Source organism: Tahibacter sp., assembly GCF_032229445.1.
In the GTDB taxonomy this organism is placed as follows: Bacteria; Pseudomonadota; Gammaproteobacteria; order Xanthomonadales; family Rhodanobacteraceae; genus Tahibacter.
The window spans coordinates 40,509-53,599 of record NZ_JAVTWC010000007.1; the positions used below are offsets into that span (position 1 = coordinate 40,509).

The 13,091-nt window shown below is 68.6% G+C and carries 12 protein-coding genes and 1 pseudogene; 3 read left to right on the forward strand and 10 right to left on the reverse strand.

What is annotated here, in order from left to right:
* Window position 1: 1 nt before the first annotated feature.
* A pseudogene (locus RUU78_RS01910) lies at window positions 2-190 on the reverse strand (PhoU domain-containing protein); the annotation flags it as partial.
* Between the two features lie 245 nt (window positions 191-435).
* On the opposite strand from RUU78_RS01910, the gene RUU78_RS01915 reads away from it, so the two are divergent.
* Together RUU78_RS01915 and chrA are read left to right on the forward strand one after the other, a co-directional pair.
* Window positions 436-1,089 carry a class I SAM-dependent methyltransferase gene (locus RUU78_RS01915; RefSeq protein ID WP_313913114.1) on the forward strand — a complete coding sequence of 218 codons (654 nt, stop codon included), beginning with the start codon at window positions 436-438 and terminating at the stop codon, window positions 1,087-1,089.
* A gap of 68 nt (window positions 1,090-1,157) precedes the next feature.
* On the forward strand, window positions 1,158-2,387 hold the full coding sequence (chrA, locus tag RUU78_RS01920; RefSeq protein WP_313913116.1) for a chromate efflux transporter: 1,230 nt from the start codon (window positions 1,158-1,160) through the stop codon (window positions 2,385-2,387).
* 242 nt (window positions 2,388-2,629) lie between these two features.
* Here the strand turns inward: chrA and RUU78_RS01925 are convergent, their stop codons facing one another.
* Together RUU78_RS01925 and RUU78_RS01930 are read right to left on the reverse strand one after the other, a co-directional pair.
* Window positions 2,630-3,061: a hypothetical protein gene (locus RUU78_RS01925; RefSeq protein WP_313913118.1), complete on the reverse strand. Its 432-nt coding sequence runs from the start codon at window positions 3,059-3,061 to the stop codon at window positions 2,630-2,632.
* Between the two features lie 156 nt (window positions 3,062-3,217).
* On the reverse strand, window positions 3,218-3,418 hold the full coding sequence (locus RUU78_RS01930; RefSeq protein WP_313913119.1) for a hypothetical protein: 201 nt from the start codon (window positions 3,416-3,418) through the stop codon (window positions 3,218-3,220).
* A gap of 416 nt (window positions 3,419-3,834) precedes the next feature.
* Here RUU78_RS01930 and RUU78_RS01935 point away from each other — a divergent pair, with 416 nt between their 5' ends.
* Window positions 3,835-4,470: an MOSC domain-containing protein gene (locus RUU78_RS01935; RefSeq protein ID WP_313913121.1), complete on the forward strand. Its 636-nt coding sequence runs from the start codon at window positions 3,835-3,837 to the stop codon at window positions 4,468-4,470.
* Here RUU78_RS01935 and RUU78_RS01940 read toward each other — a convergent pair.
* The 7 genes from RUU78_RS01940 to RUU78_RS01970 form a co-directional block, all read right to left on the reverse strand.
* Window positions 4,451-5,353: a PHB depolymerase family esterase gene (locus RUU78_RS01940; RefSeq protein WP_313913123.1), complete on the reverse strand. Its 903-nt coding sequence runs from the start codon at window positions 5,351-5,353 to the stop codon at window positions 4,451-4,453. The genes RUU78_RS01935 and RUU78_RS01940 overlap by 20 nt on opposite strands.
* Window positions 5,354-5,426: 73 nt before the next feature.
* Window positions 5,427-5,966 (reverse strand): hypothetical protein, encoded by a 540-nt coding sequence (locus RUU78_RS01945; protein ID WP_313913125.1) that lies wholly within the window; start codon window positions 5,964-5,966, stop codon window positions 5,427-5,429.
* A 28-nt stretch (window positions 5,967-5,994) separates the two neighbouring features.
* A complete protein-coding gene (locus RUU78_RS01950) occupies window positions 5,995-7,455 on the reverse strand; it encodes an efflux transporter outer membrane subunit (RefSeq protein WP_313913127.1) in 1,461 nt (486 codons plus the stop codon).
* The gene (locus RUU78_RS01955; protein WP_313913129.1) at window positions 7,448-10,612 is read right to left on the reverse strand and encodes a multidrug efflux RND transporter permease subunit; all 3,165 of its coding nucleotides are present in this window, start codon (window positions 10,610-10,612) and stop codon (window positions 7,448-7,450) included. The genes RUU78_RS01950 and RUU78_RS01955 overlap by 8 nt, the downstream gene beginning before the upstream one ends.
* 143 nt (window positions 10,613-10,755) lie before the next feature.
* The gene (locus tag RUU78_RS01960) at window positions 10,756-11,961 is read right to left on the reverse strand and encodes an efflux RND transporter periplasmic adaptor subunit (RefSeq protein ID WP_313913131.1); all 1,206 of its coding nucleotides are present in this window, start codon (window positions 11,959-11,961) and stop codon (window positions 10,756-10,758) included.
* Window positions 11,958-12,758 carry an SDR family NAD(P)-dependent oxidoreductase gene (locus tag RUU78_RS01965; RefSeq protein ID WP_313913133.1) on the reverse strand — a complete coding sequence of 267 codons (801 nt, stop codon included), beginning with the start codon at window positions 12,756-12,758 and terminating at the stop codon, window positions 11,958-11,960. Before RUU78_RS01965 ends, RUU78_RS01960 begins: the two co-directional genes overlap by 4 nt.
* Window positions 12,755-13,000: a hypothetical protein gene (locus RUU78_RS01970; protein ID WP_313913135.1), complete on the reverse strand. Its 246-nt coding sequence runs from the start codon at window positions 12,998-13,000 to the stop codon at window positions 12,755-12,757. The genes RUU78_RS01965 and RUU78_RS01970 overlap by 4 nt, the downstream gene beginning before the upstream one ends.
* Window positions 13,001-13,091 lie beyond the last annotated feature (91 nt).

Consider the following 13,091-nt stretch of genomic DNA (forward strand, 5'->3'; position numbering starts at 1 on the left):
ATCAGGAGCTGGCCTCCGACGTCAGATAGCTCGACCGATCGCTCTTGGGGCGCTGCTGCACCAGCGGTGCGCCGTGAACGCAGAAGTGGACGTTCTCGGCGATAGTGGCCGCGTGATCGCCGATGCGTTCGATGTTCTTGGCCATGAACTGCAGATGCGTGCAGGGCGTGATAGTGCGCGGGTCTTCCATGGCGGGCACTGGCTTGGCCGTCGGCCCACAAAGCCGGGGGGTGTTGGGCGTAGCGGCGGCGGCGATGCTCGGCGTGACCGGTCCTGCTGCGACGACCGCGGCGGCTGCCGTTGCGCGTCGCCGAGGCGAAGATCACGGGTGCGGCGTTGCTCAGAACCGACGGCTGGCCGGCGCTCTGCTTGGCCGGGCCAACGGCCAGGGTTGGCGCTACCCTTCGGGATCCTGATCAAAGAGCGCTCCGCGCCATGTCCGTTCCGCAAAACCCCGCATTCACCGACGCATCGAATACGCCCGAGCACTGGGAACGCGCGTACCGCGCCCGGCCGTCCACGGAGGTCAGCTGGTACCGCCCGCACCTGGAGCGTTCCCTGGCCTTCATCAACGACGTCGCACCTGATCGCTGCGCCCACATCCTGGATGTCGGCGGCGGGGCCTCGACCCTGGTGGACGATCTGCTGGCGCAGGGCTATCGGCATCTGTCGGTGCTCGACCTGTCGGAAGGCGCGCTGTCGACGGCCCGCGACCGCCTCGGTGCGGCGGCCGGCGGGGTGGCCTGGCTGCACGGCGACGTGCGCACGATCGCGCTCGAACCACAGAGCCTGGATCTCTGGCACGACCGCGCCGTGTTCCACTTCCTGACCAACGAGGCGGACCAGGCAGCCTACGTGAGCCAGGTCGTGCACGCGCTGAAGCCTGACGGCCACCTGGTGATCGCCACGTTCGCGCCCGACGGTCCGACGCGCTGCAGTGGCCTGCCGGTCGTTCGCTACGATGCGGCCGGCCTCGCGCAAGTGTTCGGCGGAGCGTTCCGGCTGGAAGACCAGGCGGCCGACGCGCACGCCACGCCTGGCGGCAGTGTCCAGTCGTTCCTCTACTGCCGCTTCGCGCGGGTGGGCTGAGCCGGTGTCCCTTCAGCCCGGTACGTGGCGGGCCTGCCCGCGCTCGACCGCTCAGCCGGCCGCCTGACGTGGCCCACGACAGCGACGAGACCGCACCCCAGCAAGCCGTTTTCGGCGCGGGCGAAGTGTTCCGGGCGTTCCTGGTGCTGGGCCTCACGTCGTTCGGCGGCCCGGTCGCGCACCTGGCCTACTTTCATCGGGAATTCGTGGAGCGGCGGCGCTGGCTGAGCGAGGTGGCTTACGCCGATCTGGTCGCGCTATGCCAATTCCTGCCCGGCCCGGCCAGCAGCCAGGTCGGGATGGGGCTTGGCCTGCACCGTGCCGGCATCACCGGCGCGCTGGCGGCCTGGCTGGGCTTCACACTCCCTTCGGCGCTGCTGATGATCGCAGCCGCCTACGGCGTGGCCGGCCTGAGCGACGTGGCGCATGCGTCGTGGCTGCACGGCCTCAAGCTCGCCGCGGTGGCCATCGTGGCGCACGCCGTGTGGACCATGGGTCGACAGCTCTGCATCGGATCCCTCCGCGTCGGGATCGCTGTCGCTGCGGCCTGCGTCTGCACCGCCTTTCCGTCCGCCTGGACGCAGTTTGGCGTCATCGCCGGCGGAGGCCTGCTCGGTTGGTATCTGCTCGACGCAACAGTCCACAGCCGGTCCGCGCCTGAGCAAACGCCGTATCGGCGACGCTGGGCAGTGGTCGCCTTGGCACTGTTTGCGCTGGGCCTGGTCGGCTTGTCGCCGCTGGCCGCCTGGAGCGGCAGCCATGGTGTCGCGGTGTTCGACGGGTTCTACCGGTCCGGCGCGCTCGTGTTCGGCGGCGGGCATGTGGTGCTCCCGCTGCTCGACGCCGAAACCGTGGGCCGCGGCTGGCTTGATGCCGACACGTTCCTGGCCGGCTACGGCATGGCCCAGGCGCTGCCGGGTCCACTTTTTACGTTTGCCGCATACCTCGGCTTTACCATGACACCGCAACCCAATGGATGGGCCGGGGCAACGCTGGCATTGCTCGGCGTGTTCCTGCCGTCCTTCCTGCTGCTGACCGGCGCGTTGCCATTCTGGGATCGGCTGCGCCAGGCCGTCGGTGCGCGGGCCGCGCTCCACGGCATCAACGCCGCCGTGGTGGGACTTCTTGCGGCGGCACTCTACGACCCGGTGATCGTCAGCGCAGTCCGCACGCCGGCGGACATGGTCATTCCCGGTGTTGGCGTGGTGCTACTGGTCGCCGGCAACCTGCCCAGCTGGCTGGTGGTGGCCCTTTGCGTGGCGGCGGCGAGCCTACAGGGCGTCTTCGCGCACACCTGACGCGCGGTGCCGGGCCGCAGCGGCCGCCGGATCCGGCGCCAGCATCGCGGGAACAAGTAAACCGCAGCGCAGGTGTCGGTGGTGTTGCCGGACGAAGTCACCGCTGATCCGGCACTCTGACGGCGCTTACCTCGCTCCGCCCAAGCAGGGCTGTGCGTCAGCACCGGCGAGACGTCGCAGAACAGCGTCACGCAGCACGACGACATCATCGCCGTACCGCCATCCGCTCGATTCCAACGGCGCTACGCCGTCGCAATATCGAAGTTGCGCAACAACACGGGATGTTTCATATGCAGCGCCACGCTGGCCGCCTGATCGCGCTGCCGCATGCTCGATGCGATGTCCTCGGCGTTGGCCAGCAGCCCCGTGAACTCACCGGGTTCCTCGTTCGCGACCGCATCGAGACTCAAGCCGGCGAACTGCAGATCGGCCAGGGCAACGAGGGTGGACAGGCCCAGGCCCGTTCCGCGCCGGGCCGCATGGACTCGCGCGGCTGCTGATATCCGTCCGGTCTCGCGACGGCATTCCTTCGTCGCGTCGCGGATCGCGTTGACCACCGTGGCGCTATCGGTTCGTCTTGCCTGGACGAGGGAGCGCAGCGCTTCGCGCAGCTGATCACCGATCCGATAGATGGCCGCGCAGGCCTCGAGATCGAACCGCATGTGGTCATACATGAGGGTTGCGCTGGGGTCTCGCGGCAAAGGGCGTGGCCCTTCGGAAGCCGCATTCAGCTGTCGCCGTGTGGTGAAGTCCATGTGCGTTACTGTGTCCATGCCTGCCTCGCTCAGCTCGCCAGGGCGTTGAACTCGCCTACGGCGAGCTGCAACAGGTCAGCGCCTGGTGCCGCGCTTGTCGTTGATGCGGAATCTGACGACCGAGGGAGAGCCGTTGATCTTGTCGCCAGAGTCATTGTCGTGCTTCGGTTCGGTCGAAGCGTCGACTGTCGCGTCGTTGGCTGCCGTGTCCGGCGCGACGACGGTGGTATCGCCCAAGGGCATGTCGCCCGACGCGGGGGGATTCGAATTGTTCATGGATGCACTCCTGGAAAACCGTCCGTGGCGTTTTCTTGCGGGGAAAGGCGCGCAATCGGCGTGACCCATCGCGCGCGGCGTGCGGTCGCCCGGCACGGGAACGGATGACATCGCTGATGCACTCGACAGTGGCGAGACGAACGATGGGACGACGCAGTGTCGTCGATGAACGCTGCGAGAAAGGCAGGGTTCGGAGGGATCGTCCGCACTATGCGCCCGACGCCGTTAGTGCCGCGTTACGACTTTGCGCGCCTGACTGGCGACGGGCGATCCGTTCGATATGACTTCGTTATGCGTCTTGCGGCACGGTTTCGATCGGACGGTCCGGCGGCTTGCGCAGCACAGCAGGTGCCGAATCGGTGGCTTCGCTGCATGCTGTGCATGCGTCCCTTCCCGCCACGGACCGCGCGGCTCACATGCCATTGCAACCGCCATCACCATCGCTATCGAACCCGATGATCGTCGAGCAGCTGATGCTCAAGCGGCAGCCTGGGCTCGCCCTGGAGCCGCGCTCCGAGTTACAGCTCGATCCCGTGACAGGCATCGAAGGCGCGCAGCGCGCCGCTCCGCTGCGCCATGTGCTGCTCGTCGAGCGCGAGAGCCTTCTACGCCTCGGACTGCGGCCCGGCGACTTGCGCGAGAACGCGGTGCTCAGTGGCGCCAGACTCTACGGCCTGCCGTCGGGCACGATGTTACGCATGGGAACGGCCGAGCTGCGCCTCACCTTCCATTGCGAGCCGTGCGCCCGTGTCACCGCCCTCGCCTCGGCCAAGGCGCTGCTGCATCAGCGTGGCTATCTGGCGAGCGTCACCGCGACCGGCACCGTGCGGATTGGCGACGCCGTGCAGGTGCTCGAAGCGCGGCAGGCGCAGATCCCCTACGCGACGCGCGATCGGATCGCGTGGTATCTGCAGGATCGCGACGCACCGATCGATGCCCTGGAACTGCTCTGGCAGGTCGGCCTGCCGCGCGCCTATGCGCGTGCGTTGCCAGCACTGCTGCGGCGTATCGGTGGCAGCGCGGCCGGCAAGGTCAGGTTCCGGACCCGGTAGACGCGCCAACGGCCGCGCGATGGCCGGGGCCGTCTGCCATGGCACCCAGAAAGAAACGCAGCAGGATCGCCGATGCATCCGGGCCGAGCGAATCGGAGAATGCACCAGCACCGCCGCCCGGCCACGCGTGACCCGCGCCTGAGATCTTCCACTGTTCCACTACGACGCACCCGTCGGCCGTCCGATGCCGGATGCAGGTGAACGCACGGCCGCTGGAAATCCCGGATTCACTGTCGGCGGCCGTCACGCCGAACGGCTGCAGCGCCTGGGTGACCAGTGCGTCAGCGTTGCGCGGCACGACGGTGCGGTCGCGCTCGCCGTGGATCACCACGGTACGCACGGGCTGACTTGCCGCGCCAGTCGCATCGTCGGTCTCGTGCGCGGGCCGGTGGCGTCCGCGCATTGCGAGCACGGCCGTCGTCGCCGTGCGCGCGGACGCATACGGCATGCCGGCACAGGCGCCAACACCGCGGAACAGATCCGGATACGTGCGGCCCAGCACCACGGCCAGCGCACCGCCGGCCGAAAGACCGGCAACGAAGACCCGACCAGCATCCAGCCCGTGGACGCGAATCATCTTCTTGACCAAGCCCGCGAGGATGGCCGGCTCGCCGGCGCCGCGCTGCTGGTGCGCGGGATCGAACCAATTCCAGCAGCGATGACGGTTGGCGCTGACGGACTGCTCGGGATACAGCACCCAGCAGCCGTAGGCTTCCGCTTCAGCCGGCATGCGCGTCGTCGCCACGAAACCCTCGGCGCCCTGCGCGCAGCCGTGCAGCATCACGAGCAGCGGCGGCCGCGTTCCTCCTGCCGGCGGCGTGGTCGGCCGGTAGAGACGAAAGGCGCGCGTGCCCGACGCGTTGCGGAAGCGGCCTGTCTCCATCGCGCCGGCCTGCAGCGTGGCAGCACCCGCAGGCCGGGCCTGCGCGGATGCCGGCGATCGGGCGGCGGTCCGGCTACGCGAGGTACCGATCGGCTTCGCGTCGCGCGTGGTTGCACCATTCTTCGCCGTGCCGCGCCTGGGCGCGCGGCCGTTTGTCACGCTGCGCTGGCCGGTCTTTGCCGCGACCTTCTTCACAGCAGGCTTGGGCTTTGTCCGCGTCTGTCCCATCGCTGTGGCCATGCGCCGGCTCGCCGCCGACGCGGTAGCGGCGAGCCGCAACGCCGCTCGCATCGCGGACGTCCAGGATTTCAGTGCGCTGGCACCAGTGCGGCGACGGGGCATGCGGCGACGATCCGATGATGGCCATGCTGCCACCGTTGCGCACAGCATGACGGCCGAAAGGGACGCGGGCGTGAATCCACTGCGACGTGTCGCTGACTGCGACCACCGGCAGCCGCGCACTGCCGCGTTTCCCTGCGACACACGACCGTAACAGTGGATTCGGCAAGCGTGCAGATCGGTCGATCACCGCGACGCGCGCGATGCGGCCACGCTGAGCGGACATCGCCTCGCGCCGCCGATTCGCGACGGCCACGACGCAGACGATGCCCATCTCCGCGCGCCGTGGCCGCCCGTACCGTTCAGCGCCCGGCGATCGGCTCGCGCAACGGCAGCGTGCCGGGCCATCCGCCGGCGAGCGCCTTGTACACACCGATCGCGCCGACGATGCTGCGCGTGCGCGCGTCAGCGAACGCGTCCTGGGCCTGCAGACGCGTGCGCTCTGCGTCGAGCACTTCGAGCAGGTCGGCCGCGCCGGCGTCGAAACGCAATCGCGCCAGACGCGCCGCCTCGGCGCTGTCGATAGCGGCGCGGTCGAGATGCGCATCCTCGCGCCGGGCGTAGGCGTAGCGCACGAGCGCGTTCTCCGTGTCTTCCAGCGCGAGCAGCACGGTCTTGCGATAGTTCGCGAGCTCACCGACCGCCTGCGCATCCGCCGCGGCGATGCGCGCATTCACGCGGCCGAGGTCGAGAAAGGACCAGTCGATGCCGAGTGCGACGAGGTGCGTCGCGCTGCCGCCTTCGAACAGCGCGCTGCTGTCGATCGCCTGCGTGCCCAGCAGCCCGCCCAGCGTGAAGCGCGGGAACAGGTCGGCCGTGGCGACGCCGATGCGCGCGGTGGCCGCATGCAGGCGATATTCGGCGGCGACGACGTCGGGGCGGCGGCGCAGCACGTCGCCCGGCGTGCCTGGATCGAGCCGGGCCGGCAATGACGGCAATGCGCGCTGCGGCGTGAAGTCCGCGATCAGCGCTGCCGGCGGCCGGCCCGTGAGCACGGCCAGCCTATGCAACGCGACCGCAACGGCGCCTTCGAGCGCCGGCACGCGCGCCTGCGTCGCTTCGAGCTGCGCCCGCACGCGGGCGGTGTCGAACCCGGTGCCGCGACCGGCGTTCACTCGCGTGTCGACGAGACGCAGGGTTTCACGCTGCGTGCCCGCGTTTTCCTGCGCGACACGCAGACGTTCCTGCAGGCCGCGCAATTCCACGTAGGTGCGCGCGACTTCGCCGACGACGGCGACCTGCACGGCCTGCAGATCCGCCGCGCTGGCCGCAGCGTCCGCGCGGCTGGCCTCGACGCCGCGGCGGATGCGCCCGAACAGGTCGAGCTCCCAGCTCGCGGCGATGCCCGCGCTGTAGCGCTCGCCGTCGCGCTGCGCACGCGTCAGGCCCGGCGCCTGGTCGGCCGAGGACAACGCATGCGCTGCTTCGGCGTTGGCCGTCACGGTCGGGAACTGGTCGAACTTCGCGCCGCGCAGCAGCGCGTTGGCCTGGTCGTAGCGCGCGAGCGCGATCTTCAGGTAGTGGTTCTCCGCGAGCGCGGTCTCGACCAACGCGGTCAGCTGCGCATCCTCGAAGCCGCGCCAGAATTCGAGCAGGTCGACGGGCGAAGTATCTGCGCCCACCGACGCGTCGGCGCGGGCGAAGGCCGCCGAGGTCTGCGTCGTCGGCCGCACGAACTCCGGACCGACTGCGCAGGCGCTCAACGCCAGCGCGAGCAGCGAAAGCGTCGGAAAACGCAGGCGGGAAGCAGTGAACTTATGCATGGACGATCTCCAGCGCGGGGCTGCCGTGGCTGCCCAGCTTCGTGCCGGCGAGCTTGCGCAGCGCGACGTAGAACACCGGCGTGAGAAACAGGCCGAACAGGGTGACGCCGAGCATGCCGGCGAACACGGTGATGCCCGTGGCCTGGCGCACTTCGGCGCCGGCGCCGTGGGCAAACAGCAGCGGGACGGTGCCGGCGATGAACGCGATCGAGGTCATCACGATCGGGCGCAGGCGCAGGCGGCAGGATTCCAGCGCGGCCTCGACGATGCTGCGGCCCTGCATTTCGAGTTCGCGCGCGAATTCGACGATCAGGATCGCGTTCTTGCACGCCAGTCCCATCAGCACGACCAGGCCGACCTGCACGAACACGTTGTTGTCGCCGGTCATCCAGACGCCGATCAGCGCGGACAGCATGCACATCGGCACGATCAGGATCACCGCGAGCGGCAGCGTCCAGCTCTCGTACAGCGCGGCCAGCACGAGGAAGGCAAGCAGCACCGCGAGCGGGAACACGATCAGCGCCGCATTGCCCTGCGAGGCCTGCTGGTAGCTCAGGTCGGTCCACTCGATCGCCATGCCGTTGGGCAATACCTGGCTAGCGAGTTCCTCAAGTTTTTCCATCGCCTGGGCCGAGGACAGCAGCGTCGGATCGGCTTCGCCCATGAGGTCGGCGGCGGGATGGCCGTTATAGCGGATGACCGGGTCGGGACCGAAGGTCTGCTGCACTTTGACCATGCTGCCGATCGGCACCATCTCGCCGTTGACGTTGCGCGTGCGCAGGTTGGCGATGTCCTCGACGCTGTCACGGAACTGGCCGTCGGCCTGGGCGATGACCTGCCAGGTGCGGCCGAACAGGTTGAAGTCGTTGACGTAGGCCGACCCGAGATAGGTCTGCAGCGTGTCGAACAGCTCGTTCAGCGGCACGCCCTGCGCCTTGGCCTTGACGCGGTCGACCTCGGCGTCGAGCTGCGGCACGTTGGCCTGGTAGCTGCTGTTGACGAAGCCCAGACCCGGCGTCTGCATCGCCGCGCCCTGGAACGCCTGCACCGTGCTTTGCAGCGCGCCGTAGCCGAGGTTGGTGCGGTCTTCGACGTAGAGCGAATAGCCCGAGCCGTTGCCGAGCCCCTGGATCGGCGGCGGCAGCAGCGAGAACGCGAGGCCTTCCTGGATGGCGGAAATCTTCATGCTGAGTTCGGCATTGATCTCGGCCGCACTGCGGCTGCGCTCGCTGAACGGCTTGAGGTTGAAGAACGTCACGCCGATGTTCGGCGTATTGCTGAACTGCAACGGGTTCAGGCCTGGGAAAGCGACTTCGTTGGCAACGCCTTCGATGCGCATCGCGACGTCGGCGATCTTCTTCAGGGCCGCGTCGGTGCGCTCGATCGACGCGCCTTCCGGCATCTTCACGCCAGCGATGATGTAGGACTTGTCCTGCACCGGGATGAAGCCACGCGGCACGATCTGGAACATCAGTCCGGTAGACAGCAGCAGCACCGCATAGACCGCGAACACCATGCCGCGCCGGCCGAGCACGCGCGAAACGCCTTTTTCGTAGCGCGCCGAACTGGTGTTGAAGAACCGGTTGAACGGGCGGAACAGCCAGCCGAACGCGCGGTCGATCAGTCGCGTCGGCGCGTCCTTGGCCGCGCCATGGGGCTTGAGCAGGCGCGCGGCCAGCGCCGGCGACAGGGTCAGCGAGTTGATCGCCGAGATCACCGTGGAGATCGCGATGGTCACCGCGAACTGTTTGTAGAACTGGCCGGTGACGCCGCTGAGAAACGCCATCGGCACGAACACCGCGCACAGCACCAGCGCGATCGCAATGATCGGGCCGGAGACTTCGCGCATCGCCAGGTGCGCCGCATGCAGCGGCGCCGCGCCTTTCTCGATGTGCCGTTCGACGTTCTCCACGACCACGATCGCGTCGTCGACGACGATGCCGATCGCGAGCACGAGGCCGAACAAGGTCAGCGTGTTGATCGAGAAGCCGAGCAGATACAGCGCGGCGAACGTGCCCACTACCGACACCGGCACGGCCAGCAGCGGAATGATCGAGGCGCGCCAGGTCTGCAGGAACAGGATCACGACGAGCACCACGAGCAAGGTGGCTTCGAACAGCGTCGTGATGACCGACTTGATCGAATCGCGTACGAACATCGTGGTGTCGTAGATCGACTTGTACTCGATGCCCGGCGGGAAGCGCTTGGACATGTCGTCCATGCGCCGGATCACCTCGTCACGGATCTGCAGCGCGTTGGCGCCCGGCGCCTGGAACACGCCGATTGCCGCGGCATTCATGCCGTCGAGGCGCGCGCGCATGGAGTAGTCGCCCGCAGCGAGTTCGATCCGCGCGACGTCGGCCAGGCGCACGATCTCACCGCCTTCGCCGCTCTTGAGCACGATGTTGCCGAATTCCTCGGTCGTGCTCAGACGGCCTTTGGCATTGATCAGGGTCAGGAACTCGCTGCCGTTGGGCATGGGCTCGGCGCCGAGCTGGCCGGCGGAGACCTGGATGTTCTGCTCGCGCACGGCGCGGACCACGTCGCCCGCGGTCAGGCCGCGCGAGGCGACCTTGTCCGGATCCAGCCACAGGCGCATGGCGTAGTCGCCGCCGCCGAACGGCTGCGCCTCGCCGACGCCAGGGATGCTCGCGATCTGGTCCTTCACGTTCATGCGCATGTAGTTGCGCAGATACAGCGTGTCGTACTTGCCGGTCGGCGAGACCAGGTGCACGACCATGAGGAACACCGGTGACTGCTTCTGCGTGGTCACGCCCTGGCGCCGCACATCCTCGGGCAGGCGCGCGAGCGCCTGGTTGACGCGGTTCTGCACGCGCACGGTCGCCTCGTCCGCGTCGACTTCGGCGCGGAAGGTGACCGTGATCTGCAGCACGCCGTCGGAACTCGCGACCGACTTCACGTACATCAGGCCTTCGACGCCGCGGATGGACTCCTCCAGCGGCGTGGCGACGGTCTCGGCGATGACCTTGGGATTGGCGCCCGGATACACGGTGCGCACGACGACCGACGGCGGCACGACCTCGGGATATTCACCGATCGGCAGCAGCGGTATCGCGATCAGGCCGGCGGCGAATATGACGATCGACAGCACGGCCGCGAAAATCGGCCGGTCGATGAAAAAGCGGGAGAAATCCATGAGTGGAATCCTTGCAATACGGAGCCTTCACGGCGCTGGCGGCGACGCGTCGGCGAAATGATCACGGCGGCGGCGACACGCCGCTTGCGGCTGCCGGGACGAACGCCAACCGCAGGCGGCGCGTCTGTCCCGGCCGGTTTGCCTCAATGCACTGCGACTTGCTGCGGTGGCGGCGCCGCAGCACCCATCTCGATCAGCGTCGGCGTGACCGGCATGCCCGGGAAGAACACTTTCTGCACGCCGTGCACGATGACTTTTTCCTGCGCCTGCAGGCCCGACTGCACGACGCGCAGGCCTTCGACGGTGCGGCCGAGCACGACGTCCTTGCGCATGGCCTTGTTCTGCTCGCCGAGCACGTAGACGTACTTGCGGTCCTGGTCGGTCAGCACGGCCTTGTCGTCGATCAGCAGCGCCTGGAACTCGGCACTGCCTTCGAGCTGCACGCGCGCGAACAGGCCGGGCGTGAAGACGCGGTCGGGATTGCGCAGGATGGCGCGCGCGCGAATCGTACCTGTGGCCGCATCGACCTGGTTGTCGACGAAGTCGACGGTGCCTTCGTGCGGATAGCCGTCTTCGTTGGCCAGGCCGACGCGCACCGGATTGTGGCTGCCGCTGCGTTCGCCCTTGCGCGCCAGTTCCAGATAGCGCAGGTAGGCCTGTTCGTCGCTCTCGAAATTGACGTAGACCGGATCCTGCGACACGACCGTGGTCAACAAGGTCGCGTCGGCCTGGGCGAGATTGCCCTGCGTGATGGCGGCGCGCCCGGCGCGGCCGTCGATCGGCGAGCGCACTTCGGTGAAGGTCAGGTCCAGCTGCGCGGCAGCGACCGCAGCTTCGGCGGCGCGTACGCCGGCACCGCCCTGTGCCGTGGCGGCCTTGCGCGTCTCGAATTCCTCGCGCGAGATCGCCTTGGCCTCGATCAGCGATTGCGCACGCGCATCCTGCGCCTGCGCGAGACGCGCTTCGGCGCGTGCGCGGTCGAGGTCGGCCAGCGCGCGATCGAGCACGGCGCGATACGGTCGCGGGTCGATCACGAAAAGCAGGTCGCCCTTCTTGACCTCCTGGCCTTCCTCGTAGGCGACACGCTGCACGTAGCCGCTGACGCGCGCGCGCAGCTCGACCATTTCCACCGCGCCGATGCGGCCGGTGAAGTCGTCCCACTGCCGCACCGGTTTAGCGACGACGGCGGCGACGCTGACGTCGGGCGGCGGCGGCGCGGCCGGTGCCGCCGTGCTGGAGCAGCCGGACAGGCCGACGCCAATGGCCGCGACCAGCGCGAGCGCGACCAGCGACAGGCGCGTGGCCACGCGAGACAGGTGTTTCGGGTTGGAGGGGGCAGGCGCAGTCATGGCGAAACCTCGTGATGTGACGTGTTCGAAACGGTGCCGGGCAGCGCGCGCGCATCGCGCTGGTCGCTGCCCGGAGTAGAGATGTCGTGGCGATCGACGGCTGCACGCCGGGTGCTGAACTCGACGATGGCGTCGGTCGGCGCGCCGGGACCGAACAGCTCGAGCGCATGCCTGCCGATATCGAGCGCACTCGGCCAGTCCGCCCGCGGCAGGCCCGCGTGCACGCCCCAGGCGGGGGTATCCAGCGAGAGCAGTTGCACGCGCACGCCGAGCGGACGCGCCTCGCCATGGAGCACGCGCGCGAGCATGCGCAGCGCTGCCTCGGTGACGGACGGATGGCCGTAGCCAGCCCAGGGATTGACGCCGCCGGGACCGCCGACCAGCACATAGCCGGCGCCGCGGCCGCCATCGGCGAGCAGGGGCAGCAGGTGACGTGCCGCGGCGAGTTGCGGCGCGAGCGCCGCCTCGAAGCGGCGGCAGCTCGCATCCACCGGCAGGTCGAGCAGGCGACCGCGCAGCAGCTCGCCGTCGACCGCGGCGATGACGCCACCCAGCGGCAGATCGAGCGACCGCAGTGCAGCAGAGAGTTTCGCCGCAGTCGCTTCATCGCGTGCGCAGCCCTGCAGCAAGGTCAGCGCGGCCTGCGGATAGGCCGCAGCGAGTACGCGCAGCGCGGCGGGATCGGAATCGACCGCGACCAGCGGCCAATGCGCCGCAACCGCCGCGGCGACGACACCGCCGCCGATCGGACCGGCCGCGTCGAGCACGACGAGCGGCGAAAGTATTGTCCCGTTCATGGGATTTTTTCTCCCGCGAACGGGATGATGGCGCAGTTTCGACCGCGCGACGGCGAACGCCGGGCGTCGCTTCCGGACGCCGCTAGCAAGGTAAGGCCCAGCAGCCCGAAGAACAGTGAAAAACGAGCTGCAGCCTCGGGAATCGCGGCCAGGCGGGGGGCAGTCGAGCGCAGCCACCAACCCGCCAGAACGATGGCGGCGGCGACGGCAAACAGCAGGCGGCGGACGGTGGCGGAGGACATTGCAGGTCTCGCTGGATACGACGGGGCACAAGGTAGTCCTCCCGCCGGCGCTTGATTAGCCACCAAATCGGGGAATAATTGTCCCCGCAGT

Bases quoted from the DNA above. Each gene is read 5' to 3' on its own strand.
- RUU78_RS01915 (WP_313913114.1), top strand. From the start codon at position 436: ATGTCCGTTCCGCAAAACCCCGCATTCACCGACGCATCGAATACGCCC.
- RUU78_RS01925 (WP_313913118.1), bottom strand. From the start codon at position 3,061: ATGTATGACCACATGCGGTTCGATCTCGAGGCCTGCGCGGCCATCTAT.
- RUU78_RS01930 (WP_313913119.1), bottom strand. From the start codon at position 3,418: ATGAACAATTCGAATCCCCCCGCGTCGGGCGACATGCCCTTGGGCGAT.
- RUU78_RS01935 (WP_313913121.1), top strand. From the start codon at position 3,835: ATGCCATTGCAACCGCCATCACCATCGCTATCGAACCCGATGATCGTC.
- RUU78_RS01940 (WP_313913123.1), bottom strand. From the start codon at position 5,353: ATGGAGACAGGCCGCTTCCGCAACGCGTCGGGCACGCGCGCCTTTCGT.
- RUU78_RS01945 (WP_313913125.1), bottom strand. From the start codon at position 5,966: ATGGGCATCGTCTGCGTCGTGGCCGTCGCGAATCGGCGGCGCGAGGCG.
- RUU78_RS01950 (WP_313913127.1), bottom strand. From the start codon at position 7,455: ATGCATAAGTTCACTGCTTCCCGCCTGCGTTTTCCGACGCTTTCGCTG.
- RUU78_RS01955 (WP_313913129.1), bottom strand. From the start codon at position 10,612: ATGGATTTCTCCCGCTTTTTCATCGACCGGCCGATTTTCGCGGCCGTG.
- RUU78_RS01960 (WP_313913131.1), bottom strand. From the start codon at position 11,961: ATGACTGCGCCTGCCCCCTCCAACCCGAAACACCTGTCTCGCGTGGCC.
- RUU78_RS01965 (WP_313913133.1), bottom strand. From the start codon at position 12,758: ATGAACGGGACAATACTTTCGCCGCTCGTCGTGCTCGACGCGGCCGGT.
- RUU78_RS01970 (WP_313913135.1), bottom strand. From the start codon at position 13,000: ATGTCCTCCGCCACCGTCCGCCGCCTGCTGTTTGCCGTCGCCGCCGCC.